The following is a 26,309-nucleotide window of genomic DNA, read 5'->3' as shown; positions in this document are numbered from 1 at the left end:
CGGTAGGGTGTGACGAATCATCATCCCCTTTCGAAGGGTGTTCCCCGGTGATCAGCATCCGCACGTCCCGCACCCGCACGGTCAGCGTCGCCGCCGCCGGTCTGCTGCTCACCGGCATCATCGCCGCGCCGCCGAGCAGCGCACAGGAGGTCGCGCAGGCCGCCCCCCAGGCCGCGCCGGCCACCGTGGACAATGCCGTCCCCGGTGTCGACGAGATCTCCAGCAGCCCCAACCTGCGCCAGGTGGCGAACCTGCCGAAGCAGGCCCCGTTCGACACGTTGGCCGCCCTCGGCACCGACATCGCCTTTCAGGGTCGGTACGCGTTCGCCGGCAACTACGACGGGTTCGTCATCTACGACGTGGCCCGGCCGAGTCGCCCGACGATCGTGTCGCAGGTGCTCTGCCCCGGCTCGCAGAACGACATCTCGGTGTACGGCAACCTGCTATTCCTGTCCACCGACACCTCCCGCAACGACGACTCCTGCGCCAGCACCACCCAGTCGGCGTCGGTGAAGGAGTCGTGGGAGGGCATCAAGATCTTCGACATCCGCGACAAGCGCAACCCGCGCTACATCAAGTCGGTCGAGACGGCGTGCGGCTCGCACACCCACACACTGGTGCCGGGCAAGGACAAGCGCAACGTCTACCTGTACGTCTCCTCGTACAGCCCGCGCGCGGAGTTCCCGGACTGCCAACCCCCGCACGACTCCATCTCCATCGTCAAGGTGCCGGTGAAGAACCCCACCACCGCCTCGGTGGTCGCCACGCCGAACCTGTTCCCGGACGGCGGCTACCCGGGCATCCCGGGGCAGTCGTCGGCCACCACCGGGTGCCACGACATCACCGCCTACCCGGCGAAGGACCTGGCCGCGGGCGCGTGCATGGGTGACGGCGTCCTGCTGAACATCGCCGACCGGGAGGCGCCGCGGGTGATCGAACGGGTCACCGACGCCGAGAACTTCGCGTTCTGGCACTCCGCCACGTTCAACAACTCCGGCACCAAGGTCGTCTTCACCGACGAGCTGGGCGGCGGCAGCGGTGCGACGTGCAACGAGCAGGTCGGGCCGAACCGCGGCGCGGACGCCATCTACGACATCACCGGCCGCGGCGACGCCCGCAAGCTGGAGTTCCGCAGCTACTTCAAGATCCCCCGGGTCAACGCCGACACGGAGAACTGCGTGGCCCACAACGGCTCGCTGATCCCCGTGCCCGGCCGCGACATCATGGTGCAGGCCTGGTACCAGGGCGGCATCTCGGTGTGGGACTTCACCGACTCCCGCGCCCCCGAGGAGATCGCCTACTGGGAGCGCGGGCCGCTGGACGCCAACCAGTTGCGCACCGCCGGTTCCTGGTCGGCCTACTGGTACAACGGCCACATCTACTCCAGTGACATCCAGAAGGGACTGGACGTGCTGGAGCTGCGTGACCCGCGTACCTGGCTCGCCCAGTTCCACCGGGTGCCCGAGCTGAACGTGCAGACCCAGGCGGGCTACCTGAGCTGGTGATCCGCTGACCGTCACCGGGCCCGGTGTCCCCCGCGGGGGCGCCGGGCCCGTGGCGATTCCGGGGACAGGAGCGGACACCCACCATGACTGTCGACCACCGGACGGCGGTGCCGAGCGACGCGCAGATCCGCGCGTTGCACGAACGGTTCGCGCCGAGCCGCCAGGCGATGCGGCTCGTCTGGACCCACTGCCGGATCGTCTGCGACCTCGCTGAACAGTTGCTCGACCGCAGCGGCGGGGGTCTGGACGTCGCCCTCGTCCGGGCAGGCAGCCTGCTGCACGATGTCGGGGTCTACCGCCTCTACGACGCCCACGGGCGGATCGACCAGGAGAACTACGTCCGGCACGGCGTGCTCGGCCACGCGCTGCTGCGGCAGGCAGGGCTGCCCGAGTCGATCGCCCGGTTCTGCTCCCGGCACACCGGGGTCGGCATCACCCGCCAGGACGTACGCCGGCAGAGCCTGCCGATCCCGGTCGCCGACTACACGGCGGGCACCGCCGAGGAGCACCTCGTGATGTACGCCGACAAGTTCCACAGCAAGACGACGCCGCCCACGTTCGTCTCCGCCGCCGCCTACTCGGTGACCGTGCGGCGCTTCGGCGTGGACAAGGTCGACCGCTTCGCGGCCCTGGTCGAGCGGTTCGGCGAGCCGGACCTGCCCGCGCTCGCCCGCCGCCACCGCCAGCCGATCACCTGACGAGGTGCCGCTGCCCCGGTCGGGTGCCCCCGGTCGTGGTCAGCTCATCGGCAGGCGGTAGTCCCGGACGCCACCGCCCGCGGTGACCAGACGCACCTCGCCGCCGCGCAACCCGTACGTCACCGACCAGCGGGTGTGCGACTGGCGTACCTCGTCGAGCAGTCGCAGCGCACCGGCGGCGTCGAGCACCCCGCCGGTGCGGTCCAACTCCTTGGCCAGCACCCCGTAGCGGCGGTCCTGGCGCAACTGCCGGTCCGGCACACCGACCGCGGGCACGTTCGTCAGCGCCTGCCACGGGCCGCGCCGCCGGTCCACCGTCAGCTTGCCGTCGACGAACTCCACCACGGCGGACGCGCCGGTCGCGTCGGCGAGCAGGTAGTGCAGCGGCGGCCCGCCGTCGAAGTCCAGGTTGTACCGCTGGAACACGGCGACCGCCTCGTCCACCGTGGCGGCCGAGTCCAGCACCAGGCGCATGATGCGCACCGAACCCACCTTGGGACGCCCGGGCACCGGCTCGGCGCGCGCCCCGTCGTCGGCGGCCAGCCCCACCGCGAGGCCCCGCTCGTTCATCCCGTCGAACGGCAGCAGCGGCGCGTCCAGCAGCCGCCGGTCCCCCGCCGGGTCCGCGCCGACGCCCAGGTAGGAGACGTCCACCAGGGAGATCGAGGCGTACCCGTCCGGCGGGTCGGTGCGCAGCACCAGCGCCGGGTTCGGCTCCCAGTCGAAGTTGCGGGCGAACAGCGGGCGGGCGCGGTCGGCCAGCGCGGCGAACAGTGAGCAGCCGAACGGGCTCGGCGGCGTCGCCCCGGCCACCCCGGCGGTCGGGTCGTAGTCGCCGTGGTAGGTCATCTCGTACAGCGGCAGGTCGTCGACCTTGCGCAGGCTGCCGAGCGTCCGCTCGACCTGCCCCGCGTCCTGCCGGGAGGCGGTCGGCGACCCAGCCGCGGCCGGCGGGTCGGACCGGCGGCTCTCCCCGCAGGCCGTGCCGAGCAGGAGCAGCGCGAGCCCGCCGGCGATGAGAGTCCTCCGCATGGCAGCGACGCTAGAAGAGGCACCGGCGAATGTCCATCGGGGAACTGGTCAGCCGGGCCCGACAGCGAACATCCAGCAGCCGTGGACCACGTTGCGGCTGTGCAGGAGATCCACCGCCGCGTCGGCGAACAGCTCCGTGATCACCGTCTCCGGAGCGCCACCGTCGTGTCGCCGTCCGCCCACGATGCGACCGCGGCGGACGGGCGTCGCGCAGGCAGCAGCGCAGCAGCTCGCCACCGACGGCGCCGTGGTGCTCGGGCGGCTGCCCGCCGGCGTCGCGGCCGGTACGCCGCAGGTCGGTGAGCGTCCCGGCGGGCAGCGGCCGGATCAGGAACGCAATGGGTGTGGTCGTCACGGTGCCAGCCTGACCCGGGTCGGGCGGCGGCGCTGGCGGCGATCGGACCTGGAATCTCGGCAGCGGGCTGGCCGTGCCGCACGGCCGGCGCGGACTATGGCCGGATGGACATCGACGCGTACCGCACCCACTCCCCGTACAGCGATCCCCGCCGGCACGCGGCACTGCTGGACGCGGTTCCCGCCGACCTGGACACCATCGCGGCGACCGCCCGCAACGTGATCATCCACTACCGGGCCGGTGGCGTCGCGCTGCCCGAGGACCGCAGCGCCGAGGTGAACCTGCGCTGGCTGGACCGGATCCTCGACACCGACCAGTCCCGGTTCCCGAAGCCGCTGACCGAGCCGCGTCCGCCGGCGGAACGGGTCGCCGGCTGCTGCCGGGACCACACGCTGTTCACGGTCGCCGCGCTGCGCCGGCACGGCGTGCCGGCGCGCAGCCGGGTCGGTTTCGCGAGCTACTTCGTGCCCGGCTGGCACCACGACCACGTGCTGGCGGAGTGGTGGGACGGCCGGCGCTGGGTCTGGTCCGACCCGGAGCTGGACCCGGCCGGCGACCGGCCGTTCGACGGCTACGACATCGACCCGGAGGCGGGGCACTTCGACTCGGCGGCCCGGGTGTGGCTGGCGTACCGGGCGGGGCGGATCGATCCTGACCGCTACGGGGTGGACCCTTCGCTGCCGATCCGGGGCGACTGGCTCGTCCACGACTACGTGCTGCTGGAGCTCGCCCACCGGCACAGGGACGAGGTGCTGCTCTGGGACAGGTTCGGTGCGATGACCGACGACCTGGCCGACGCCGACCTCACGCTCGTCGACGAGGTCGCCACGCTGCTGCTCGCCGCCGACCGCGGCGACACCGCCGCCGAGCGGGAACTGGCCCGCCGGTACGCCTCGGACGCCCGGCTGCGTCCCGGCGAAACGGTCGACAGCCTCGATCCGGTCACCGGCCGGAGCGCCGAGGTGGACCTGCGTCGCTGACCGTGCTCACCCAGGCAGGGGCGCCTCGTCGCCGCGGGTGCGGCGCGGGTTGACCACTCGCCGGACCACCGGCGCGGCGTTCCACCGGGCCGCGCCGATCAGGTCCCGGGCGTGCTCCAGCATGGTGTAGTCCGGCCGGGCCATGCCCTCGGCGATGGCCCGGCCGAGGTCGTTGCCGCACCTGGTGAGCACGCTGTCGAAGTCCCGCCGGACCGGTTCGAGCAGGTCGTAGCCGAAGGAGCGGTGCAGCCGGGCGAACAGCGGCTTGTAGAGCCGGGTCCGCTCGTGCAGCCCCGACGAGTACGACATCGGGTTCTTCGGCCGCTGCCGGACGTACTCGGGCAGCAGGTCGGCGAAGGCCCGCCGGACGATCCACTTCTCCTGCCCGTCGCGCAGCTTCAGGTCCAGCGGCAGCCGCATGGCCAGTTCGACGACACTGAGGTCGAGGAACGGCACCCGCGCCTCCACGCCGTGGGCCATGCTGGCCCGGTCCACCCGTTGCAGCTCGGTCCGGCACAGATTGCGGATCCTGTGCAGGAACAGCCGGCGGGAGCGCTGCGGCCCGACCTGGTGGTACATCGGGTAGCCGCCGAACAGCTCGTCCGAGCCGTCGCCGGTGAGCACCACCTTCACGCCCAGCTCGCGCAGCCGCCGGAAGATCGGCACCGAGACCACCGCGTTGATGATGTCGCCGTACTCGGTCAACTCGGAGATCCGGATCGCCTCGCGCACATCGGCCAGCCGGATGTCGCGGGGGCGCAGCGCGATCACCTCGTGCGGCACGCCGAGGTCGGCGGCGAGTCGACGGGCGTACGCCACGTCCGGACTGTCCGGCACGCCGATGGTCACCGCCACGCAGTCCGGGTGCAGTTCCCGGGCGTGCAGCAGCGCCAGCGAGCTGTCCAGCCCGCCGGAGAGCACCACCCCGACGGTGAGGTCGGTGTCCAGCCGGGTCCGCATGGCGTCGGTGAGCGCCACCCGGACCAGCAGGGCGGCCTCCTCCGGGTCGTCGATCACCGGCAGGCCGTCGCCGAGGGTGAGCAGGTCGACATGCGGGCGCAGCCGCACCGGCCGGTCCGGCTCGACCCAGCCGTGGTGCCCGGGTGGCACCTCGCCGATCGGCGCGCCGTGCCCGACCAGCGCCTTGACCTCGGAGGCGAGGTGCAGGCAGCCCGGCACGCCGGCCCAGTACAGCGGTTTGACGCCGAGCGGGTCCCGGGCCAGGTAGGCCCGGCCGCCGTCGCGGTCGACCACCACGAACGCGTACTCCCCGCGCAGCCGGCGCACCGCGTCGCCGCCCCACTGCCGGAACGCGGCGAGCACGACCTCGGTGTCCCCGGTGGTGCGGAACGGGTGGCCGAGCCGGGTCAGCTCGACGCGCAGTTCGTGGTGGTTGAAGATCTCGCCGTTGAAGCAGAGCAGGTACCGCTCGTCCGGCGACATCCACGGCTGGGTGGACCGTTCCCGGTCCACGATCCGCAGCCGTCGTACGCCGGCGAGCAGGCCCTTCTCCTGGCGGGTGCCGGTCACCTCACCGCGCGCCGCGAGGGCGGCGAGCATCCGCCGGAAGGTGGCCGGGTCGGCCTCCGGGCCGATGCTCAGCGCGATCCCGCACACCGGGTCACACCCCCATCTCGACCTCGTACGCCCGCCGGAACCGGCCGCGGGCGGCCGGCGCGAGGCACAGGTGCCACGCCTGCCCCTCGTCGACCACGTTGATCTCGCCGGCTTCCTGGCGGGCCAGGAGCAGCCCGGCCAGCGCGCCCCGGGCGCCGAAGCGCCCGTACCAGTCCAGCTCGACGTCGGCCGCCCAACCCAGGCAGTGCCCGCTGGGCACCATCGCCGCGTACCCGAGGCGGCGCAGCCGGTGCTGGTGCTCGGCGCTGCGGGCGAGGCTGGTGACCCAGAGCGGCGGGGTGGCGGGCGGGGTGACGGCGGCGAACTCCCGGGCCAGGTCGTTGAGGTACGCGATCATCTCCCGGCGGGCACGGCGGAACAGCAGGCCGGCGGTGTGCGGGGCGGCGCCGGGACGCAACCGCCGCTGGACCGCGCGCATCCCCCGACCCAGCACGGTGGCGGGTTGTTCCTGGTAGCAGAACTCGACCAGCCCGCGGCGGCGCAACCATTCCAGGTCGACAAGTTCGGTGCTGGTGCGGACCTGGTCGTCGGTGAGGAAGCTTTGGCTGTCCCGCCACCACAGCACGTCGATGCGGGACAGCAGGTAGATGCGGACCAGCGCGGTGAGGTCCTGCGCGGAGCTGCGCGCGCTGGGCTGGTAGCGGGCCATCTCCAGCAGCAGCGTCTCCCGGGCGCCGATCAGCCCCTGCGGGGTGGCGTCGAGGACGGCGGCGATGGCCGGTTCGCGCAGCCGCTGGTCGAGCAGCACCTGCCGGGCCGCGGTCGACGGCGCGTCGGCCAGCGCGCCCACCTCGACCAGCAGGTCCGCCACCGCCGCCCGGTACGCGGGCAGGTCCGGCGCGGCGCCGAGCCGCCGGCTGGTGGCCGGGACCCGGCGGGCCGGGGCGATGGGCGCGGCGGGTTGGCGACCGGGGCTGCGGCTTGGCACTCGCATGGTCTCCGCCCTCTCTCGATGAAGACGCGGTGTGATTGACCCTGCGCACACGGTAATTACCTGCGAGGTGTGAACCCTCCCATCTCCGCCGAGAATGCCCGATCAGGTGGCGAACCGCCGTGCCAGCCCCTGCACCTCGTCATATCCGGGAGCCGGGGGCAGGCCCCCGTCCCGCCCGGCGCCGATCGCGTCGACCAGGTGCAGCGCCGTCCCGAGGGCCGCCCGGAACAGCAGCGAGCCGGTGCTCACCCGGGCCGCTCCGAGCCGGCCCAACGCGGCCGGGTCGGGGCCGCCGGGCCGGTAGAGCACGTTCAGCGGCAGCCCCACCTCCGCCGCCAGCGTCGCCACCAGGTCGTCGGGCGCGCCGGGAACGAAGAGCCCGTCCGCACCCGCCTGCCGGAACAGCGCGGCCCGTCGCCGCGCCTCGTCCAGCGGCGAGGGCACACCCAGCCACCAGGCGTCGGTGCGCGCGTTGACGAAGACGCCCGGCGCCGCCGCGCGTACCGCCGAGATCTTGGCGGCGACCTGCGCCGGCGGCGCGAGACCGCCGTCGCGACGGCCGTCCTCCAGGTTCACCCCGACCACGCCGAACGCGGCGAGGTCGCTCACGAAACCGGCCACGGCCGCCGGGTCGTCGCCGAAGCCGTCCTCCACGTCGACGGTGAGCAGCGCCGGCAGGTAGCGCAGACGACGCGCCAGGTCCAGGGTCTCGGCGCGGGTCGCCCCGGCCCCGTCCGGCCGGCCGGCGGCTGCGGCCACCCCCAGGCTCGTCGTGCCCACCGCCGGGTGACCCCGGGCGGCGAGCGCGGCGGCGGAGGCGTGGTCCCAGGCGTTCGGCAGGAACAGCGGGTCTCCGGGCCGGTGCAACGCACGGAACGCGCGGTACCGGTCGGTCATCGCACGACCACCTCGAGGCGCGCCGGCACGCGCAGCGTCGGATGCCGCTCGTCCCGCACGGGCGTGCCGGACGGGCGGCAGCGGCGGCGCAGCACGTCGACCACGCCGACGGCCAGGGCGAGAGCGTGCCGCAGTCCCGGGCAGCCGCGCGGGCCGGCGCCGAAGGTCAGCGCCCCGCCCACCCGGTCGGCCCGGAACCGGCCCGGAGACGTAAAGACGGCCGGGTCGCGGTTGGCGGCGTCGAACCGCAGCAGCAGCGGTTCACCCGCGCGCACGGTCCGGCCGCCCAGACCCAGCGGGTCGGCGGCGACCCGGCGGGTGGCCCGTACCGGGGGGTCCAGGCGCAGCACCTCGGCGAGCAACGCGGCCGTGGCGAGACCGTCCGGCGCGGTGAGCCCGTGCCGCACCGCCCCGCCGATCAGCCCGGCGGTGGCGTCGGCGGCCTGCACCAGCAGGCCGAGCCGGTTCGCGGCCACCTCGGGCGGCGCCGGCGGCGACATGGCCAGCAGCGCGGCCACCGCCGCGTCGGCCCGCCGGACGGCCGCCGGCTGCGCACCCGGGTGGTAGGCGGCGGCCACCGCGGCCACCTCCGCGACGGCCGCCGCCGGGTCGGCCAGGTCGAGCCGCTCCGCCAGCACCACGAGCGGGACACGCCGGGCGATCTCGGCCATCACGTCGACCTCCCGGTCACGGCGCGGCCCGACGACATGGCGGTCGAGGGTCTGCCCGGTCAGCCGGGCGGCGGCGCGGCACAGGTCGGGTGGGGCGAGTGTGTCGAGTGCGGCCACCCCGATCGCCCGGCGCGCGGCATGCCGGTCCGGCGCACTGAACCGGCTCACCGTGGCGCGCAGCCACGCCAACCCGCCGCCCGTCCCGCCCGGTCGGGACCCGGCCGGACCGGACGGGTCCGGCGCCGGGGTGGGTGGCACCACGCAGCGGGGATCGGTGAGGGCGGCGACGACGTCCGCGTGCCGGGTGACGACCCAGCCGTCGTCACCGAGGGTCGGCGGCCCGCACGGCGGGGTGTCCGGAGCGGCCGTGATCGTCGGTAGGTCCATCGCCCGACCGTAGGGCGCGAACAGTTCGGTCCGGACCGAACGATCCGCCCGCCCCGTCACGGAGACGGCGGCGTCCCGCCGCCCCGGCCGGGCGGGACCTGGAACGGCCGGGTGCGGGGTGGGCGGGTCAGGCGCGGGCGGGGCCGGTGTCGCGGGACGCCGGTGGGGCCAGCTCGGCCGGGTCGAGCGCCAGCACCTCGGCCAGGGCGTCCCGGCCGGGCGAGGTGAGCCGCACCGCCCGCCCGCCGCCCCGCGCCGTCCAACCGAGGTCGAGGAAACGCCCGCACAGCGCCGCGCCGAGCGCCCCGGCCAGGTGCGGACGCCGTTCCGTCCAGTCCAGACAGTCGCGCACAAGCGGTCGCCGGCCGGCGCGCAGCGGCTCGACCGGGACGCCCAGGTCGGCCAGCCAGGACACCCCGGTGGGGGTCAGCGCCAGGCCGCCGGAGCGGTCCAGCACGCCGCGCGCGAGCAGCGCGTCGTGCAGCAGCACGCCGAGCCGCCCGGCCAGGTGGTCGTAGCAGGTGCGGGCGTACGCGAGCGCGGCACCTGTCGACGCGGCGCGCAACGTGCGCGGCGGGGTGGCCGGCGCCGGTGCCCGCCCGGCCAGGTCCTCGACGAGTTGGGCGACCGCCGGGTCGGCGAGACGGACGTAGCGGTGGCGCCCCTGGCGCTCCTCGGCCAGCAGGCCGCCGCGCACCAGGCGGGTGAGGTGGTCGCTGGCGGTGGACGCCGCGACTCCGGCGGTGCGGGCCAGTTCCCCGGCGGTCCAGGCCCGGCCGTCGAGCAGTGCGAGGCAGAAGCCGGCCCGGGTGGGGTCGGCGAGCAGCGCGGCGAATCCGGCAAGCGTGCGGCCGTCGGCGTGGGCGGTCATCGGCCCATGCTGGCACGGGCCGGGCGGACAATGCTTTACATCGTTGTGTCCAACGTTGCAGAAACGGTGCACCGCAGCTACCTCCATCCACCGTAGAGGCAGGCCAGATGCGACACCTCCGCCGCGGCGGCGCGCTCACCGCCGTACTCGTGCTCCTGCTCGCCGGCGCGGCGCCCGCGTCGGCCACCGGGGGCGACCGCTACCGCAACCCGGTCTCGGCCGGATTCGCCGACACCTTCGCCGACCCGGTCGTGGTCCGCGGCGACGACGGAGCCTGGTACGCCTTCGGCACCTCCGACCCGCTGCGCGAGGGCGAGGGGCGCAGCCACCGGGTGCCGATCGCCCGCTCCGCCGACCTGGTCGACTGGACGTACGCCGGCGACGCGTTCGCCCCGGACCAGCGGCCCGCCTACGCCGCACCCGGAGCGGCGTTCTGGGCGCCCGACGTGCGCCGCGTGGCCGGCAGGTGGGTGATGTACGTGACCGTCACCGACACCACCGTCTCCGACGACACGTTCGACACGGCGGTCGGCGTGGCCACCGCGCCGAGCCCGGCCGGCCCGTGGACGTTCGCCGACACGCCTGCGGTCGCGCCCCGGCCCGGCGCGGGCGGCGGTTACCTGTGGACGATCGACCCGAGCCAGCTCACCGGCGCCGACGGCCGCCACTGGCTCTACTACGGCAGCTACTACGGCGGCGTCTCGGTCACCGAGCTGTCCCCGGACGGCCTGCGCGCGGTCGGCACGCCGACACCCGTCGCGATCGACAACAAGTTCGAGGGCGGGTACGCGCTGCGCCGCGACGGCTGGTACTACCTGTTCGCCTCCACCGCGAACTGCTGCGCCGGCCCGGCCACCGGCTACTCGGTGCAGGTCGGCCGGTCCCGTGACCCGCGCGGCCCGTTCGTCGACCGCGACGGCCAGCGCCTCGACGTCTCCCGCGCCGGCGGCACCCCGGTCCTCACCCAGAACGGCAACCGCTGGATCGGCACCGGGCACAACGCCGTCCTCACCGACCTGTCCGGGCAGGACTGGATCGCCTACCACGGCATCGACCGCGCCGACCCGTACCTGGACGAGCCGTTCGGTGTCAACGAGCGGCCGATGCTGCTGGACCGCCTCGACTGGATCGACGGGTGGCCCACCGTCAACGCGGGCGCCGGCCCCTCGGACGCCGACCGGCCCGCGCCGGTGACCACGGGCCGCATCGACGCCCGCTTCGCCACGGCCGACCTGCGCGGCTGGCGGGTCGGGCCGGGCCGGTGGCAGGCCGCCGCCGGGGTGCTGACCGGCAGCGGCACGCTCACCTCACGGGCCCGCCTCGGTGGCGACCTGCGCGCGGAGACCGACCTGCGGCTGACCGGAGCGACCACCGCCGGGCTGCGGCTGCGCGGCGTGGACGTCCGCGTCGGGGGCGGCCGGCTGACCGCCGGCGCCGCCGCCACGTCGCTGCCCGCCGGTCTGGACCTGCGCGACCGGCACAACCTCGCGATCGAGGTACGCGACCGGCGGCTCGTCGCCACGCTCAGCCCGTCCCGCCTCGGCGACCCGGTCGCCCAGGTGTTCCTGTGGCTCCCCCGCCCGACGACCGGTGCGGTGTCCGTGCGCGCCGAGGGCGGCCCGGCCGAGTTCGACAACGTCAGCGCCACCCGGCTTTACCGGCCGGTGCGGCACACCGTCGCCGACCCCCGCGTCGGCCCGGTGCTGCGCGGCTTCTCCGACGAGTTCACCGGCGGGCTCGACCCGGCCTGGCGGTGGGTACGCCAGGACCCGGCCGCCACCGTGGTCGGCGGCGCGCTGCGCTGGCCGGTGCAGAACGCCGACCTGTCCGGCACCGGCAACACCGCCTCGGTGCTGCTGCGCGACGCACCCGCCGGCACCTACGTCGTCGAGACGAAGGTGACGCTGGAGCTGGGCGAGGACAGCGTGCGCAACTACCAGCAGGCGGGGCTGGTCGCGTACGTCGACGACGACAGGTTCGCCCGGCTGACCCAGGTGGCGATCTGGAACACCCGGCAGGTCGAGTACGGCTACGAGCTGCCCTTCGCCGGCCAGCCCGTGTACGGCGGCAGCATCGTCGGCACCCCGGGCACCACCACGTGGCTGCGCCTGGCGCACCGGGTCGACCCGGTGAACGGCGAACACGAGTTCCGGGCCGGGTCCAGCCGGGACGGGAAGCGCTGGACGTGGGGTGCGGTGTGGACGTTCCCCGCGGACACGACACCGCGGATCGGGTTGGTGGCGCACGGCGGGGCGACTCCGGCGGTGCCGGCGGAGTTCGACTACCTGCGCGTCCACCGCTGACGGTCGGGTGCACTCACGGGCATCGGCCCTGTCTCGGTGGAGGCGGGGCCGATGTCACCCGCAGCCCGCCGGGGCGGCGGCACGACGCCTCACCCGACCGGAGTATCAGGTCTGGCCGCCGACGCGGATCCACGGATGCGATGCTGGCACCCGAGATCTGGACCTGCCCGTCCAGCTGGCCCAACGGCTGGCCACCGACCCGAAAGCGAGGTTCGCCGCGCAGTCGCCGGACATCCGAACCTACCGGTCCACGCACGTCGCCCTGCTCGCGGATCCGAACGAGTCGGTAGCGCACCAACCGCTGCGGCACGGGCGCTGCCAGCTACCGCGATGACCACAGCGGGGAAGGCGAGGAACATGCCGACCAGATGGGCGGCCACCGCCCATGGGTCGAGGCTGGTTCCGTCCATCCCCTCGTGGTCGATGACCACACAGCCCGCACGGCGGCAGCATAGTCACCGCATCAATTCGCGGTCGTCGCTATGCCCGGGACCTCACCAGCGGCTGCGCACCGGCACCGCCGCTCAGCCGCCGGAACGCGGGTGGGCGGCGGTCAGCTCGCTGACCGTGCCGGCGTCGCCGTCGTAGCTGCGCGCCGCCACGAACGACCCGGTCGGCCGGCCCGTCCCGGTGACCGCACGGGCGCGGCGCCGGTCCGCGTCGCCGAACCGCAACGCCAGGCTCAGGTGCGGAACCCACCGGCCGGGCAGATGCCACGGGTGCGCGCCGGAGGCCTCGGCGAGCACGTCCCACACCGCGCCGTGCAGCGCGACGAGTTGCGGTGTCGGGTGCACCAGCCAGACCAGCGGGGCGCTGCCGTCGAGCACCGCCACCCGGTCCAGCCGCACCGGCAGCGGCAGCGCGGCGTCGCAGAGGTCGGCCAGGCGCTGCTCGGCCCCGGGCGGGAACCCGTCGACGGAGGCGAGCGTCAGGTGCGGCCGGTTCGTCGGATGCGTGTGACGGGCCAGGCTGGGCAGCCCGGCGGCGGCGAGCCGATCCCAGGCGGCCCGCACCGCCGCGTCCAGCTCCGCTGAGCAGAGCAGTTCGACCGTCCGCACGTGATCAGGCTAGTCGCTGGCGGCGGCCCACGACGCCCGGTACGTCAGAGCCAGCCGGCTTCCCGGGCCCGGCGTACCGCCTCGGCCCGGTCGGCGGCACCGAGCTTCTGCACGCAGGCGCTGAGGTGGTTACGCACGGTTCCGGCGGCCAGGTGGGTCCGGCGGGCGATCACCGCGACGGGGGTGCCGAGTTCGGCCAGCCGCAGCGTCTCCAGCTCGCGCGGCGTCAGCGGGCACTCGGGCAGGGTCAGCGCGTCGGCCGCGAGCGCCGGGTCGACGTAGCGTGCGCCGGAGTGCACCCGGCGGATCACGTCGGCCAGCGCCCCGCCGGGGGCACCCTTGGCGAGGAAGCCGCGCACCCCGGCGGCCAGCGCCGGCCGCAGCTGGGCGGGGCGGCCGTGACCGGTGAGGATCACCGGGGCGCAGCCCGGCAGCGCGCGGGTCAGTTCGGCGGCGAACTCGACCCCGCCGGGTGGCGGCATCTCCAGGTCGAGCACGGTGACGTCCGGGCGGTGCGCCCGCGCCGCGGCCAGGGCGGCACGCCCGTCCGCGGCGTGCGCCACCACCTCGATGTCCGGTTCCAGGTCGAGCAGCGCGGCGAGCGCGAGCCGGATCAGTTCCTCGTCGTCGGCCAGCAGCACCCGGATCACGACGCCACCGGCACGGTCGCCACCAGGCTGAACACGCCGTCGGCGGCGTCCGCCCGGAGCCGGCCACCAGCCGGGGCGAGCCGGTCGGCCAGGCCGCGCAGGCCGCCGCTGAGCCGGTCCGGGCCGTCGTCGTCACGGACACCATCGTTGCGTACGGTAAGCGTCACCGCGCCGTCCTCCCGGGTGATCTCGATCCGGCACCAGCCGGCGCGGCTGTGCCGCAGCACGTTCGTCCCGGCCTCGCGCAGCACGGCAGCCAGGTCGGCGGCGATCGGCTGGGGCACCTCGCCGGCCGGCGGGACCACGGTGGTACGCACGCCGCTGGAGCGCAGCACCTCCCCGACCGCCGCCGCCTGCTCGGCCAGGTCGACGGCACGGTAGCCGTGGACCGCCGCGCGGACCCGGGTCAGCGCCGTACCGGCGAGCCGGCGGGCCTCGGCCGCCTCCCGGGCCGCCCGCGCCGCGTCGACGGGCGCCAGTCGCTCCGCCAGCTCCGCCTTGAGCGCGATCACGGTCAGGTCGTGGCCGAGCAGGTCGTGCACGTCCCGGGCGAAGCGCAGCCGTTCCTCCGCCCCGGCGAGCCGGGTCTGCGCGGCCTGCCCCTGCCGCGCCTCGACCAGCAGGTCCCAGAACCAGACCTGGATCCAGGTGAGCGCGGCGACGCCGGCGCCTACCGCGCCGGTGACCAGCAGCGCGCGGGGCAGCGGCCCACCGGTCAGCGCGGTGACGGTCGCGCACGCCGCCAGCACGCCGGTCACCGCGACCGCCCCTACGGCGGGGCGGAACAGCAGCGGCGTCATGCCGACCAGGGACGCGCCGAGCCAGGCCCAGGTGGGCCAGGAGCCCGCGGCCACCGGGCCGAGCAGGGGCAGGCTGAGCAGCGCGGCCACCGCCAGGGCGACGTGCCGACGACGGCGGGCCGGCGCGGGGAGCCACGGCGTGACCGCCGCGTGCAGCACCCCGAACTGCGCGACCGTGAACAGCAGCAGGCCGATCACGCCGAGCGTCACCCGCACCGGGTCGGGCTCGCGGGCCAGGCCGACGGCCGGCAGCAGCACGGTGGTCCACACGTTCGTGGCCAGCGACAGCAGGGTGACACGCCGGGCGCGGCGCAGCCGGTGGTCCGCCGAGTCGACAGTCATGCCCGCCGATCCTAGGGCGTGCACCGGTCGGCCCACCCCTGCGCGATGTCACGGTCGGACCGTGCGATCCGCACGGTTTCCCGGTGACGGACACACCTGGTCCCGTGCGCGGCGCACGGGCAGGGTCGGGGCATGACGGAGATGACGGTGGGCGTACCCCGGCGGTGGGCCGGGTGGTCGCGGGCCCGGCACCTGGCCGGGATGGTCGTGGCGATGGTGGCCGGCATGGTGCTGCTCGCGCCGCTGTGGCAGGTGGGCGGCGATCTGCTGGGCGGCGCGGTCGTGCTGGCGCGCCCGGACGTGGGCGCGCTGGTGATGGCGACGAACATGGCGCTGGGGATGGCCGGGTGGATGTGGTACCGGGGTGACGGGTGGGCCGCCACCGGTGAAATGTCGGCGGCCATGTACGTGCCGTTCCTGTTGCTCCTCCCGCCCTGGTGGGCGGGGTGGGTCGGGGACGACGCGCTGCTGCTCGGCGGCCACCTGCTGATGGTGCCGGCGATGCTGGTGGTGGCCCTGCGCCACCGGCACACCGCCGCCGCGCCGTCGCGCCGGCACCCGCTGGCCACGGCCGTGGCGCGGGGGTGGCCGGCGGGGCTGGCGCTGCTCATGACGGTGGACATGTTCTTCGCGCCGACCGCGTTCGCCTGGTGGTCGCTGCTGGTCCTGCCGGCCGGCTACCTGTTGATCGGCACCTGGCGGCGGCGGTGGGGCGACCGGCGCGCGCTGGCGACGCAGCTCGCCGGGGCGGCGGTGTGGGGCGGCCTGGCGGTCGTGGCGATGGCGGCGTCCGTCGAGGTCGCCGGCGTGCTGGTCGGCGTGGGTTGGCTCGGGCACGCCGCCTGGGACGCCTGGCACCACCGCACCGGAGCGGTGGTGCCGCGCGGGTACGCGCTGTGGTGCGCGGTGTTCGACATCGGGGTCGGCCTCACCACGTTGCTGGCCGTCCTGTCCCGGTGATCCGGTCGGGACACGGGGCTCGACCGGATCACCCGGACGGGACGGCACGGGTGGCGCGGCGAACGTTTGGGCCGGTCGCCGCGACCACCGTGGGGCGGTGATGAAAAGCTTGTCGCATGAGCGCCGCACCGACCCCGACCGACCCTGCCCTTCCCGCCGACGCCGAGGAGGCCGCCTTCGCGGACCTCGGGTTGCGCGCCGAGTTGCTGGGCGCGCTGGCCGCGCTGGGCTACGAGGAACCGACCCCGATCCAGCGGGAGGCGATTCCGCCGCTGCTGGCCGGCGCGGACCTGCTCGGGCAGGCGGCGACCGGCACCGGGAAGACCGCCGCGTTCGCGCTGCCGCTGTTGCAGCGGATGCCGGTGGGCCGGTCCGACGGCGACCCGGTGTCGCTGGTGCTGGTGCCGACCCGGGAACTGGCGGTGCAGGTCTCCGAGGCGTTCCACCGTTACGGCAAGGACCTGGGCGCCCGGGTGCTGCCGATCTACGGCGGCCAGCCGATCGTGCGTCAGCTGCGCGCGCTCGACCACGGGGTGGACGTGGTGGTGGCGACGCCGGGACGGGCACTGGACCACATCGCCCGGGGCACCCTGCGGCTGGGCTCGCTGACCACGGTGGTGTTGGACGAGGCCGACGAGATGCTCGACATGGGGTTCGCCGAGGACATCGAGGCGATCCTGGAGCACGCCCCCGCCGGCCGGCAGACGGTGCTCTTCTCGGCCACCATGCCGGCCCGCATCGACGGCCTGGCCCGCCAGCACCTCACCGACCCGGTTCGGATCCGGATCGAACGGGAGCGGCAGGTGGCCGGGGCGGCGCCCCGGGTGCGGCAGAGCGCCTACCTGGTGGCGCGGGCACACAAGCCGGCCGCGCTGGGCCGGGTGCTGGACGTGGAGTCGCCCACCGCGGCGATCGTGTTCTGCCGCAGCCGGGAGGAGGTGGACCGGCTCACCGAGACGATGAACGGGCGCGGCTACCGGGCCGAGGCGCTGCACGGCGGGATGAGCCAGGAGCAGCGGGACCGGGTGATGGGCCGGCTGCGCGGCGGCACGGCGGACCTGCTGGTCGCGACCGACGTGGCGGCCCGGGGCCTGGACGTCGAGCAGCTCACCCACGTGGTCAACTACGACGTACCGTCGGCGCCGGAGTCGTACGTGCACCGGATCGGCCGGGTGGGCCGGGCCGGGCGGGAGGGCGTGGCGATCACGCTGGCCGAGCCCCGCGAGCACCGGATGCTCAAGACCATCGAGCGGGTCACCGGTCAGCGGATCTCGGTCGACAAGATCCCCACGGTGGCGGACCTGCGGACCCGCCGGCTGGAGCTGACCCAGGCGGCGTTGCGGGAGTCACTGCTGGAGGACGACCTGGAGCCGTTCCGGGCGATCGTCGAGTCGCTCACCGACGAGTTCGACCTGATGGAGGTCGCGCTCGCCGCGGTGAAGCTGGCGCACGAGGCCACGCTGCCGGGCACCACCGACGAGGACGAGGAGATCCCGCAGGTCGCGGTCCGCGCGGCGCGGGAGACCCGACCCGGGTCCGACAGCCGGGATCGCCGCAGCGGCCCTCGGGCCCGCGGCGGCCACACCACCCAGGTCTTCATCGGGCTGGGCCGGCGAGCCGGGGTGCGACCGCAGGACCTGGTCGGGGCGATCACCGGGGAGACGCGGGTGAACGGGCGGGACATCGGCTCGATCGAGATCGCCGACCGGTTCTCCCTGGTCGAGGTGCCGGTGGCGGTGGCCGAGGAGGTTATCCGGGGACTGCGCGGCAGCACGATCAAGGGCCGCAAGGCGACGGTACGGCGCGACCGTGACGGCGACAGCGACGAGGGACGCCGCCCGGAGGGCCGGGACCGGCACGACCATTGACCGGGCCCGCGACCGGGCCGGGGGTCGCCCCGGCCCGGTGCGGCACGGCGGTTACGTGCAGTTTCGGATGGACCAGACCGGGTCCCAGTTCTGGGTGCCGGTGCCCGTGCCGGTGAAGGAGTTCACGACGCCGCCGCTCTGGTTGTAGAAGGAGACGGTGGGGCCGCCGGTCTGGGCGTTGACGTAGAAGCCGGCGCCCTGCCAGTAGGACAGCGTGTAACGGTTGCACGCGTACAGGTCGAAGATCTTCCAGCTGGACGTGGTCGGGTCCCAGACGAACGTGCACAGGTTCCCGCCGGCGCAGGTGGCCGGCTTTCCGGCGGCGACGTGCCGCACCTGTCGGGCGGCCGGCGAGATCGTCGGCGTCACCGCCTGAAGCCGGGCCGACCGGGCGGCGGCCGCCGGCGCCGCCGGGAGGACGAGGACGTGGCCCCGCCCGGACACGCCGCCCGGTTCGGCGGCCGCTGGCGCGGCCAGGGTCAGGACGCCGACGAGGGCTACGGCCCCGAGCAGCGCCACCCGACGGGCGAGGCGGGTGGCCGCCGAGCGATTCGCCCGGCGGTGGAAGGTCGTGGTGGACACGGGGGACCCCTTTCCTCGAACCGGTCCCGTCGGCGGCCCGCGGCGGGTCGAATTCACAGCGGAACCGATATCCGCAGCGTAAGGCTGCTGAAGCCGAGGGAAGTGGCCCCCTTTTGACAATTTCAGAAAGCGCACGTAACCATTTGTTCGGCGAATTGTCCTCGCCTTTCCCACGACATGGCATCGACCCCGCCCCCTGGTGAGGCGGCGGGGTCGATCCGTGCGGGCAGCGGTGTCGTGCGATCAGGCCGCGGCGAGGGCCGGGCCGTCCAGCGACTCGACCTCGGCCGGGCGCAACGCCAGCGCGAGCACGTCCGCCACGTCGGACAGGGCGTGCACGGTCAGCGCGTCCCGGACCTCCGCCGGCAGGTCGTCCAGGTCCGGCTCGTTGCGCTTCGGGATGATCACCTCGGTGAGCCCGGCCCGGTGGGCGGCGAGCAGCTTCTGCTTCACGCCGCCGATGGGCAGCACCCGGCCCGACAGCGTCACCTCGCCGGTCATCCCGAACTCGGGCCGCACCGGACGGCCGGTCACCAGGGAGGCCAACGCGGTCACCATGGTGATGCCGGCGCTCGGGCCGTCCTTGGGCACCGCGCCCGCGGGGACGTGCAGGTGGATCCGCCGCCCGGCAAGCGCGTTCGGGTCCAGGCCGTACCGCCGGCCGTTGGCCCGCAGGTACGACCAGGCGATGTGCGCGGACTCCTTCATCACGTCGCCGAGCTGGCCGGTGAGGGTCAGCCCCGGCTCGCCGGCCATGCCGGTGGCCTCGATGAAGAGCACGTCGCCGCCGGCGCCGGTGACGGCCAAGCCGGTGGCCACGCCGGGTACGGCGGTGCGTTCGGCCGACTCCGGGGTGAACCTCGGCCGACCCAGGTAGCGGGTCAGCTCGGCGGCGTCGACGTGCACCGGCGCCGGGTCGGACGCCAGCGCGACCGCGACCTTGCGCAGGATCCTGCCCAGGGCCCGTTCCATCTGCCGCACCCCGGCCTCCCGGGTGTGCTCGCCGGCGATGCGCGCCAACGCGTCGTCGGTGACGGTGGCCTCCTCGGCGGTCAGCCCGGCCCGCTGGAGCTGCCGGGGCAGCAGGTGGTCCCGGGCGATGGCCACCTTCTCGTCCTCGGTGTAGCCGTCCAGGGTGACCAGTTCCATCCGGTCCAGCAGCGGACCGGGGATCGACTCCACCACGTTTGCGGTGGCCAGGAACAGCACGTCGGACAGGTCGAGGTCGACCTCCAGGTAGTGGTCGCGGAACGTGTGGTTCTGCGCCGGGTCGAGCACCTCCAGCAGGGCCGCCGCCGGGTCGCCGGCATAACCGACGGCCAGCTTGTCGACCTCGTCGAGGAGCACGACCGGGTTCATCGAGCCGGCCTCGCGCAGCGCCCGCACGATCCGGCCGGGCAGCGCGCCCACGTAGGTGCGGCGGTGGCCCCGGATCTCCGCCTCGTCGCGGATGCCACCGAGGGAGACCCGGACGAAGGTGCGCCCGAGCGCCCGGGCGACCGACTCGCCGAGGCTGGTCTTGCCGACCCCGGGCGGGCCGGCCAGGGCGAGCACCGCGCCGGAGCCGCGACCGCCGACCACGCCGAGGTTGCGTTCCGCCCGCCGGTTGCGCACCGCGAGGTACTCCAAGATGCGGTCCTTCACGTCGGCCAGGCCGGCGTGGTCGGCGTCGAGCACCGCACGCGCCGCGGCCAGGTCCGTGTTGTCCTGGGTACGCGTGTTCCACGGCATCTCCAGGACGGTGTCCAGCCAGGTGCGGATCCAGCCGGCCTCGGGTGAGGCGTCGCTGGCCCGTTCCAGCTTGCCGACCTCGCGCAGGGCGGCCTCGCGGACCTTCTCCGGCAGGTCGGCGGCGTCGACGCGGGAGCGGTAGTCGGCGGAGCCGTCCGGCTCGTCCTCGCCGAGTTCCTTGCGGATGGCGGCGAGTTGCTGGCGGAGCAGGAACTCGCGCTGGGACTTCTCCAGCCCTTCCCGCACGTCGCTGGTGATCCGCTCGGTGACCTCCTGTTCGGCCAGGTGTTCGGTCACCCAGCCGACGAGCAGTTCCAGCCGGGCGGTGACGTCCGGCGCGGTGAGCAGTTCGGTCTTCTGCACCAGGCTGAGCCAGGGCGCGTAGCCGGCGGAGTCCGCCAGTTCGGAGAGATCGGTCATCCGTTCCATCGCGTCGATGACCTGCCAGGCGCCGCGCTGCTGGAGCACCGAGGTCATCAGCGCGCGGTACTCGCGGGCCAGTTCCCGGGCCCGGCCGGCGGGGGCGGGTTCGTCGAGCGGGGTCGCCTCGACCCAGAGGGCGGCGCCGGGGCCGGGCACGCCGGAGCCGATCCGGGCGCGGGTGAGACCGCGGATCACCGCCGCCGGTTCGCCACTGGGCAGCCGGCCCACCTGCTCGATCGTCGCGACGACGCCGACGGGGCCGTACTCGCCGTCGAGGCGGGGCACGGCCAGCAGTTCCTTGTCGCCGGTGGCACGGGCGGCGTCGACTGCGGCCTGGGTGGTCGGGTCGAGGGTCACCGGGATGACCATCCCGGGCAGCAGGACGGCGTCGGTCAGGGGAAGTACCGGGAGAGTAGCCATCGAACACCTACCATCGGTTGCTTGAGCGTGTCTGGCTCAAGTAACAAGCCGTGTCCCTTGTTCCGGCTTGTGACCCACACCACTGTGGACCGGGGTCCGTCACCCCCCGGACGCAATAGGTCGCCGTTTACCGCACGACCCGCCGAATGGAAACGGGGCGGGTATTGTTGCGGAATTACCGCACGGTAGGTCAAACTCTTACCACACCCCGCCCGACACAGGGAGCAATGGCGATGGCAAGGAAAGTAATCACCGTTCTGACCGACGACCTGGACGGCGGAAAGGCCGACCGGACCGTCGAGTTCAGCCTGGACGGCGTGGCGTACACGATCGATGTCTCCGACGAGAACGCCGGCGTCCTGCGCAAGGCCCTCGACCCCTATATCAGCGCTGGCAGGCGGATCGGGCGCGGCGCGATCGACACCGGCCGCGCGGCACGTGGCGCCGCCCGGCCGAGCACCTCCGGAATGGACCGGGAGCAGAACCGCGCCATCCGCGAATGGGCCGCCAAGAACGGCTTCGAGATTTCCGAGCGCGGACGCATCCCGGTCTCGGTCGTCGAGGCGTACAAGAACCGCTGAGCGTCGGCGTCTTCACCGTCGGGCACGCCGGGGTCACGCTGAGAAATCGGCGGGGCCCCGCCAGCTTTTGCCCGGCTGATGTTTTTGCCGGCGGATGAGCCGCGAAACGAGATTTTCTCCGGGAGCGGTCCCACTCCGACGTCGTCACTCCGGCCCGAACGCGTCGCGGGCGCCCCGGGCCACCCCCGCCCCCGGCCCCCCCCCCCCCCCCCCGCGACGCGCACCCGCTCAGTTGACCCGGATGCGCACCACGTCGATGGCCGGCGTCTGATTGGCCCGCTCCATCATCGGGATGCGGTGGGAGCCGTCACCGGCCCACACGGCGCACTGCGCCAGACCCGGTTGGGCCAGACCCGGGATCTGGATCAGCACGTCGTCCGGCTCGGAGCCACCCCGGCCGTCCTCGGTGGCGACGAAGAACGCCGGCACGTCCTGCGGGCTCGGCGGCTGCCGGGTGCTGCCGAGCATCCGGCACGCCGTGTGGAAGTGCCCGCGCACCAGGCCCTCACCGTTGAGCAGCGAGCTCTCCAGGTAGTAGCCGCCCTGGCCGGCGGCCAGGAAACGGTCCCGCACCAGGTTCCTCGTGGTGACCCGCAGCGTGAACGGCTGGTTGCGCCGTACCTGGTTCGGGAACTGGCTGATCAACAACGACGGGTTGTTCGCCGCGGCGCCGACCTCGCCGAACGCGGTGCTCACGCACCGGTTTCCGTTCTGGAACCCGTCGTGCGCCTGCAACCGGCTGTCGGAGCAGTCCTTGGCCAACACGTTCAGGCCGGTGCCGCCACCGGGGCTGCCGCTGCCCGGGTCAGCGCTGGGGCTGCCGCTGCCGGGATTGCCGGGGCTGCCGCTGGCGCCGGGCTGGGGATTGTCGGCGATGGCGCACCGGGCGAGCTGGTCCAGGCCCGGCGGGCGCTGGCCCACCCGCCCGATCGCGGTGGCGATCCGGTTGAGCGTCGCGGTCCGCTTGTCCGCCAACGGCGTGAGGACCGCGTTGTTGACGACGTCACCGCCGCGGCGGCCCTCCGCCGCGAGCCGCCGGTTCGCCTCGGCGATCTGGGTGTCCAGCAGCGCCAGGTTGCGGTCCACCTCGGCACGGGCCCGGTCCGGCACCTGCGGCAGCCGGCCGCGCACGTCTGGGCAGACCACGGCCGGCGCCCCGGCGCCCGCGCCACCGCCGCGGGTCTGCCGGCACTCGGCCACCGACATCTGACCGTCACCCCAGTGGTTGCGCACCCAGCGGCCGTCCTGCCAGGTCCGCGTGGCGCTGCCCGTACCGCCCGGAGCGGTCGCCCCGGAAGCCGGGGCCACACACGACGCCGAGGCGGCGCGGGTGGCCGTCCGGCGGTCCTCGGCGGACGAGATCTGGGTGACGGCCACGACACCGCCGAAAACCGCGAGCGTGCCGACCACGGCCAGCACCCGCTTGCTCCGCGCGTTACCGGATGACCGGCGCGCCCGTGTGGACCTGCGCATCGAATTGCTCTCCTTCTCGATCCGGTAGCTGACTGGTGACCTCGGCCGGACCGACGAGTCTCGGTGGGATCACTGCGACACCCGGTCGCGCGTCAATGGCCGACGGTGCCCTTCCGCACCGTCTCCGCGCCCGCCCGGGCGCGACGGGAAAGATCTGCGTCCGTTCCCGTTGAGGTACGGAGCGCCGACGGCGAAGGTTCAACCGAGGATCGAAAAAGGGCGGCGTGGACGGATCAGTCGACGCAGAGGTGGTCGAAGGCGAAGCCACCGTCGAGCGCGTCCCGACGCGCGGCCAGGCCGCGTACCCGCTCCCGCAACCCGTCGCGGTCCACGAGCGACGACACGGCGGCGTCGAGGTCGCGCAGCCGCTCCCCCAACGCCAGCACGGCCAGGTCCTCGGCGAGCCGGCCCGGTTCCACCCCGCAGGCGAAACCGTGGCACGCCAGACGCACCCGCTCCAGCAGGTGCCGCCCGGGTCGCACCTCGACCCAGGCCCAGCCCTCCGCCGGACCGTCGACCCACCGCACGTGCAGGCCACGCACGATCGGGTCGACCAGCCGCCCCGACACGTACGCCTGCACCGCCTCGGCGCGGGCCAGCGCACCGAGGTCGTTGACCGGGCCGCGCCGCCCGTCCGGCAACCGGCCGACGATGTCCCGGAAGGCGACCGTGTCGCCGCCGTCCGGGCCGGTGCCCGCCGCGTAGGCCCGGGCGTCGACGACGTACGCGACGAACCGGCGGACCTGTTCGACCCCGCCGAGCGTCGGCGACTCGACCCGCAACAGCGGCAGCCCGACCAAGGCGCACACCGCGTCGGTCAGGCGTCGCTCGCGGCGCGCCGGCGAACCGCCGGGGGCGGGCGGGTCGAACCGCACCGCGAAGCGCGGCAGGCCGGTATCGGCGTCGCAGACCACCAGGTCCAGCACGGCGCGGGCGGCCGTTCCCCACTGACTGCCGGTGACCCCCGGCGGACGACCCCGGACCAGCCCACCGAGTCGCCGGGCGGCGTGCCCGACGTGCCCGGCACGGATCAGAAGCGGCGTGCCGGGCGGGATCGGGCGCAGCCAGGTGGCGGTCACGCTGCCGGTGCTCGTCATCTCGCCCTGATCCGTCCCTCTCGGCGTCGACGACCGAGTGTAGGACGTCGATCATGGCCGCCCAGCTGGCGGTACCGGTACGGGTCGGCCGGTGCGCCGCCGGGCCGGCCCCTCTAGGCTCGGCGCGTGCACAGCCCACGGACCCCGCAACGGTTCACCAAACGCAGCCTCGTGGCCGTCTCGCACGCCATCGAACGGGCCGCGCTCGCCGAGGCCGAGGACGGGCCGCTGATCGTGCTCGCCCTGTTCCAACGGCAGCCGTACTTCAGCCGGGAGAGCACCGTGTACCGGCGCATCGCCGCTCGGGCCTCGGCGACGGTGGTCGGCATGGTCGGTGGCCCACCGCCGGACCTGCCCGACCGGGTGCACGGGGTGGCGCTCGACGAGGTGGAGGACCTGGCCCGGGAGTGGACCGTGGTGGTGCTGAGCCCGCGCTTCGGCGCCACCCTGGTGGCCCGGGACCGCCGCGAGGTCACGCCGGCCCCGACGCTGGAGGCCGGCCGGCTGTTCGACGGCCACTGGGGTTTCCGCCGCGACGAGGCGCTGCACGAGGCGATCCGGCTGCGGCGACTGCTCGCCGAACGGCTGCCCGCCCCCGCCCGGCTCGCCCTGGACGAGGCGATCGCCCGGGTGCGGGACATCCCCTCCGGGCCGGGCGAGCCGCGCGTCGAGGCGGCGCTGCGGCTGCTGGCCCGGCGCGGCGACCGGCACACCCGGCCGGCGGAGCCGACCGAGGCGGTGCTGGACGAGACCGGCCTGCGCCGGTGGACCGACACCGACGGGGTGACCGCCTCCGGCGCCCTGCCAGTGGCGCTTGTCGGCCTGCGCGTCGACGAGCCCGCCGGCTCGCCGGAACGGTTCGGCCGGCGCAGCGTCGCCCGGGAGGGGCACGCCGTGCTCGCCACGGTCACCGGCGTGCTGCGCCCGGTCGACCGTGCGCCGCGCGTCGCCGAGAACGAGTTCCAGCTCCTGCTGCCCGGGATGGACGAGCCGGCCGCGTTGGACGTGGTGCGCCGGCTGCACGAGGCGATCGGCGCGCTGACCCAGGCGTACCCGTTCGTCGCGTACACCGTGCACGCGGCGGTGGGGGTGACCACCCGGCGGCCGCTGCCCACGGCGGACCTGCGCGCCGCGGTGGACTGGGCGGTACGGCAGGGACTTCCGGTGGCGGGCCTGCCGCCGGAGTCGGCAGACGCGGTGGCCGGGGTCGGCTGATCCGCGGACACGGTCCCGGTACGAGGGGAGGAACCGCCGTGCGGGTGGTGTCGCTGGTGCCGTCGCTGACCGAGGCGGTCGCGGCCACCCGCCCGGAGGTGCTGGTCGGCGCGACCGACTGGTGCACCCACCCGGCCGGGCTGGACGTCACCCGGGTCGGCGGAACGAAGTACCCGGACCTGGAGCGCGTGTTGTCGCTCCGGCCGGATCTGGTGCTGCTCAACGAGGAGGAGAACCGGCTCTCCGACGCGCAGGCGCTGCGGGCGGCCGGGGTGGCGGTCCGGGTCACCTTCCCGCGTACCGTGTCGCAGGCCCTCGACCAGCTCGGCGAGCTGGCCGCCGCGCTCGGTGCGCCGGCCGAGCCGCCGTGGTTGCGGGCGGCCCGCCGGGCCTGGGCCGACCTGCCCACGCCGGCCCGCGTCCGCACCGCGGTGATCCCGGTGTGGCGGCGCCCGTGGGTGGTGCTGGGCCGGGACACGTTCGCCGGGGACGTGCTGGCCCGGCTGGGAGTGGTCAACTGCTGGGCCGGGGACCGGGAGCGCTACCCCCGGCCGACGCTCGACGAGCTGCGCGCCCGGGCGCCGGATCTGGTGGTGCTGCCGGACGAGCCGTACCGGTTCACCGCCGACGACGGGCCGGAGGCGTTCCCGGGCGTGCCGGCGGCGCTCGTCTGCGGCCGGCACCTCACCTGGTACGGCCCGTCGCTGGCCGAGGCGCCGGCGCTGCTCGCCGCCCAGCTCGCCGATCCGGTCGTGGGGGCCCCCGCGTGTCCGCGGGGCCGCCGCACCGCGCCGGGACGCAGCCCCGGGGGGGGTGGACCGGGGGGCCCTCCCCGCAC

22 protein-coding genes and 1 pseudogene are annotated in these 26,309 nt (G+C 74.7%); 9 read left to right on the top strand and 14 right to left on the bottom strand.

Going from position 1 to position 26,309, the window contains the following annotated elements; all coding sequences use genetic code 11:
• The first annotated feature begins 47 nt into the window (after positions 1–47).
• Both ACLQ2X_RS02130 and ACLQ2X_RS02125 read left to right on the top strand, forming a co-directional pair.
• Positions 48–1,505, top strand: coding sequence for an LVIVD repeat-containing protein (locus ACLQ2X_RS02130; protein WP_425679190.1), 1,458 nt, complete (start codon positions 48–50; stop codon positions 1,503–1,505).
• An 83-nt stretch (positions 1,506–1,588) separates the two neighbouring features.
• Entirely contained in the window at positions 1,589–2,203 is a 615-nt protein-coding gene (locus ACLQ2X_RS02125; RefSeq protein WP_425679189.1) for an HD domain-containing protein, read from the top strand.
• A gap of 39 nt (positions 2,204–2,242) precedes the next feature.
• On the opposite strand, the gene ACLQ2X_RS02120 is transcribed toward ACLQ2X_RS02125, so the two are convergent.
• On the bottom strand, positions 2,243–3,235 hold the full coding sequence (locus ACLQ2X_RS02120) for a linear amide C-N hydrolase (protein ID WP_425679188.1): 993 nt from the start codon (positions 3,233–3,235) through the stop codon (positions 2,243–2,245).
• Positions 3,236–3,283: 48 nt separating this feature from the next.
• Positions 3,284–3,418 carry a DUF1203 domain-containing protein gene (locus ACLQ2X_RS02115; RefSeq protein WP_425679187.1) on the bottom strand — a complete coding sequence of 45 codons (135 nt, stop codon included), beginning with the start codon at positions 3,416–3,418 and terminating at the stop codon, positions 3,284–3,286.
• A gap of 276 nt (positions 3,419–3,694) precedes the next feature.
• Between ACLQ2X_RS02115 and ACLQ2X_RS02110 the strand changes: the two genes are divergently transcribed.
• A complete protein-coding gene (locus ACLQ2X_RS02110) occupies positions 3,695–4,570 on the top strand; it encodes a transglutaminase domain-containing protein (protein WP_425679186.1) in 876 nt (291 codons plus the stop codon).
• A gap of 6 nt (positions 4,571–4,576) precedes the next feature.
• On the opposite strand, the gene ACLQ2X_RS02105 is transcribed toward ACLQ2X_RS02110, so the two are convergent.
• The 5 genes from ACLQ2X_RS02105 to ACLQ2X_RS02085 all read right to left on the bottom strand — a co-directional run bounded on the left by ACLQ2X_RS02105 (position 4,577) and on the right by ACLQ2X_RS02085 (position 9,968).
• Entirely contained in the window at positions 4,577–6,187 is a 1,611-nt protein-coding gene (locus ACLQ2X_RS02105) for an asparagine synthetase B family protein (protein WP_425679185.1), read from the bottom strand.
• Between the two features lie 4 nt (positions 6,188–6,191).
• Positions 6,192–7,142, bottom strand: coding sequence for a hypothetical protein (locus tag ACLQ2X_RS02100; protein ID WP_425679184.1), 951 nt, complete (start codon positions 7,140–7,142; stop codon positions 6,192–6,194).
• 102 nt (positions 7,143–7,244) lie between these two features.
• Positions 7,245–8,039: an isocitrate lyase/PEP mutase family protein gene (locus tag ACLQ2X_RS02095; protein ID WP_425679183.1), complete on the bottom strand. Its 795-nt coding sequence runs from the start codon at positions 8,037–8,039 to the stop codon at positions 7,245–7,247.
• On the bottom strand, positions 8,036–9,097 hold the full coding sequence (locus ACLQ2X_RS02090; RefSeq protein ID WP_425679182.1) for a cytochrome P450: 1,062 nt from the start codon (positions 9,095–9,097) through the stop codon (positions 8,036–8,038). Before ACLQ2X_RS02090 ends, ACLQ2X_RS02095 begins: the two co-directional genes overlap by 4 nt.
• A gap of 127 nt (positions 9,098–9,224) precedes the next feature.
• Positions 9,225–9,968, bottom strand: a complete 744-nt coding sequence (locus ACLQ2X_RS02085; protein ID WP_425679181.1) for an ArsR/SmtB family transcription factor — start codon at positions 9,966–9,968, stop codon at positions 9,225–9,227.
• A 107-nt stretch (positions 9,969–10,075) separates the two neighbouring features.
• On the opposite strand from ACLQ2X_RS02085, the gene ACLQ2X_RS02080 reads away from it, so the two are divergent.
• Entirely contained in the window at positions 10,076–12,271 is a 2,196-nt protein-coding gene (locus ACLQ2X_RS02080) for a family 43 glycosylhydrolase (protein ID WP_425679180.1), read from the top strand.
• A gap of 524 nt (positions 12,272–12,795) precedes the next feature.
• Here the strand turns inward: ACLQ2X_RS02080 and ACLQ2X_RS02075 are convergent.
• From ACLQ2X_RS02075 to ACLQ2X_RS02065, 3 genes are read right to left on the bottom strand one after another with little or no spacing between them, the layout of a single operon-like run.
• On the bottom strand, positions 12,796–13,329 hold the full coding sequence (locus ACLQ2X_RS02075) for a 2'-5' RNA ligase family protein (RefSeq protein ID WP_425679179.1): 534 nt from the start codon (positions 13,327–13,329) through the stop codon (positions 12,796–12,798).
• A 44-nt stretch (positions 13,330–13,373) separates the two neighbouring features.
• Positions 13,374–13,979, bottom strand: a complete 606-nt coding sequence (locus ACLQ2X_RS02070) for a response regulator (protein WP_425679178.1) — start codon at positions 13,977–13,979, stop codon at positions 13,374–13,376.
• Positions 13,976–15,121 carry a sensor histidine kinase gene (locus ACLQ2X_RS02065; protein ID WP_425679177.1) on the bottom strand — a complete coding sequence of 382 codons (1,146 nt, stop codon included), beginning with the start codon at positions 15,119–15,121 and terminating at the stop codon, positions 13,976–13,978. The genes ACLQ2X_RS02070 and ACLQ2X_RS02065 overlap by 4 nt, the downstream gene beginning before the upstream one ends.
• A gap of 132 nt (positions 15,122–15,253) precedes the next feature.
• Here ACLQ2X_RS02065 and ACLQ2X_RS02060 point away from each other — a divergent pair, with 132 nt between their 5' ends.
• Both ACLQ2X_RS02060 and ACLQ2X_RS02055 read left to right on the top strand, forming a co-directional pair.
• A complete protein-coding gene (locus ACLQ2X_RS02060) occupies positions 15,254–16,081 on the top strand; it encodes a hypothetical protein (RefSeq protein WP_425679176.1) in 828 nt (275 codons plus the stop codon).
• 116 nt (positions 16,082–16,197) lie between these two features.
• Positions 16,198–17,949 carry a DEAD/DEAH box helicase gene (locus ACLQ2X_RS02055; RefSeq protein ID WP_425679175.1) on the top strand — a complete coding sequence of 584 codons (1,752 nt, stop codon included), beginning with the start codon at positions 16,198–16,200 and terminating at the stop codon, positions 17,947–17,949.
• Positions 17,950–18,000: 51 nt separating this feature from the next.
• Here ACLQ2X_RS02055 and ACLQ2X_RS02050 read toward each other — a convergent pair whose 3' ends face one another.
• Positions 18,001–18,531, bottom strand: a complete 531-nt coding sequence (locus ACLQ2X_RS02050) for a hypothetical protein (protein WP_425679174.1) — start codon at positions 18,529–18,531, stop codon at positions 18,001–18,003.
• Positions 18,532–18,774: 243 nt separating this feature from the next.
• Positions 18,775–21,105 (bottom strand): endopeptidase La, encoded by a 2,331-nt coding sequence (lon, locus tag ACLQ2X_RS02045; RefSeq protein ID WP_425679173.1) that lies wholly within the window; start codon positions 21,103–21,105, stop codon positions 18,775–18,777.
• 233 nt (positions 21,106–21,338) lie between these two features.
• Here lon and ACLQ2X_RS02040 point away from each other — a divergent pair, with 233 nt between their 5' ends.
• Positions 21,339–21,686, top strand: a complete 348-nt coding sequence (locus ACLQ2X_RS02040) for a histone-like nucleoid-structuring protein Lsr2 (protein ID WP_425679527.1) — start codon at positions 21,339–21,341, stop codon at positions 21,684–21,686.
• A gap of 228 nt (positions 21,687–21,914) precedes the next feature.
• Here the strand turns inward: ACLQ2X_RS02040 and ACLQ2X_RS02035 are convergent, their stop codons facing one another.
• Both ACLQ2X_RS02035 and ACLQ2X_RS02030 read right to left on the bottom strand, forming a co-directional pair.
• A complete protein-coding gene (locus tag ACLQ2X_RS02035) occupies positions 21,915–23,159 on the bottom strand; it encodes a hypothetical protein (RefSeq protein WP_425679172.1) in 1,245 nt (414 codons plus the stop codon).
• Positions 23,160–23,392: 233 nt separating this feature from the next.
• The gene (locus ACLQ2X_RS02030; protein WP_425679171.1) at positions 23,393–24,256 is read right to left on the bottom strand and encodes a hypothetical protein; all 864 of its coding nucleotides are present in this window, start codon (positions 24,254–24,256) and stop codon (positions 23,393–23,395) included.
• Between the two features lie 126 nt (positions 24,257–24,382).
• Here ACLQ2X_RS02030 and ACLQ2X_RS02025 point away from each other — a divergent pair, with 126 nt between their 5' ends.
• Complete coding sequence (locus tag ACLQ2X_RS02025; protein WP_425679170.1) at positions 24,383–25,471, top strand: DICT sensory domain-containing protein; 1,089 nt, start codon at positions 24,383–24,385, stop codon at positions 25,469–25,471.
• 38 nt (positions 25,472–25,509) lie between these two features.
• A pseudogene (locus tag ACLQ2X_RS02020) lies at positions 25,510–26,223 on the top strand (helical backbone metal receptor); the annotation flags it as partial.
• Between the last annotated feature and the right edge of the window lie 86 nt (positions 26,224–26,309).

Source organism: Micromonospora sp. DT31 (assembly GCF_049841795.1).
Lineage (GTDB): Bacteria > Actinomycetota > Actinomycetes > Mycobacteriales > Micromonosporaceae > Micromonospora.
This window is presented reverse-complemented; position numbering and strand designations above follow the sequence as displayed.

Bases quoted from the DNA above. Each gene is read 5' to 3' on its own strand.
- ACLQ2X_RS02125 (WP_425679189.1), top strand. From the start codon at position 1,589: ATGACTGTCGACCACCGGACGGCGGTGCCGAGCGACGCGCAGATCCGC.
- ACLQ2X_RS02120 (WP_425679188.1), bottom strand. From the start codon at position 3,235: ATGCGGAGGACTCTCATCGCCGGCGGGCTCGCGCTGCTCCTGCTCGGC.
- ACLQ2X_RS02110 (WP_425679186.1), top strand. From the start codon at position 3,695: ATGGACATCGACGCGTACCGCACCCACTCCCCGTACAGCGATCCCCGC.
- ACLQ2X_RS02100 (WP_425679184.1), bottom strand. From the start codon at position 7,142: ATGCGAGTGCCAAGCCGCAGCCCCGGTCGCCAACCCGCCGCGCCCATC.
- ACLQ2X_RS02095 (WP_425679183.1), bottom strand. From the start codon at position 8,039: ATGACCGACCGGTACCGCGCGTTCCGTGCGTTGCACCGGCCCGGAGAC.
- ACLQ2X_RS02090 (WP_425679182.1), bottom strand. From the start codon at position 9,097: ATGGACCTACCGACGATCACGGCCGCTCCGGACACCCCGCCGTGCGGG.
- ACLQ2X_RS02085 (WP_425679181.1), bottom strand. From the start codon at position 9,968: ATGACCGCCCACGCCGACGGCCGCACGCTTGCCGGATTCGCCGCGCTG.
- ACLQ2X_RS02080 (WP_425679180.1), top strand. From the start codon at position 10,076: ATGCGACACCTCCGCCGCGGCGGCGCGCTCACCGCCGTACTCGTGCTC.
- ACLQ2X_RS02065 (WP_425679177.1), bottom strand. From the start codon at position 15,121: ATGACTGTCGACTCGGCGGACCACCGGCTGCGCCGCGCCCGGCGTGTC.
- ACLQ2X_RS02060 (WP_425679176.1), top strand. From the start codon at position 15,254: ATGACGGAGATGACGGTGGGCGTACCCCGGCGGTGGGCCGGGTGGTCG.
- ACLQ2X_RS02055 (WP_425679175.1), top strand. From the start codon at position 16,198: ATGAGCGCCGCACCGACCCCGACCGACCCTGCCCTTCCCGCCGACGCC.
- lon (WP_425679173.1), bottom strand. From the start codon at position 21,105: ATGGCTACTCTCCCGGTACTTCCCCTGACCGACGCCGTCCTGCTGCCC.
- ACLQ2X_RS02040 (WP_425679527.1), top strand. From the start codon at position 21,339: ATGGCAAGGAAAGTAATCACCGTTCTGACCGACGACCTGGACGGCGGA.
- ACLQ2X_RS02035 (WP_425679172.1), bottom strand. From the start codon at position 23,159: ATGCGCAGGTCCACACGGGCGCGCCGGTCATCCGGTAACGCGCGGAGC.
- ACLQ2X_RS02030 (WP_425679171.1), bottom strand. From the start codon at position 24,256: ATGACGAGCACCGGCAGCGTGACCGCCACCTGGCTGCGCCCGATCCCG.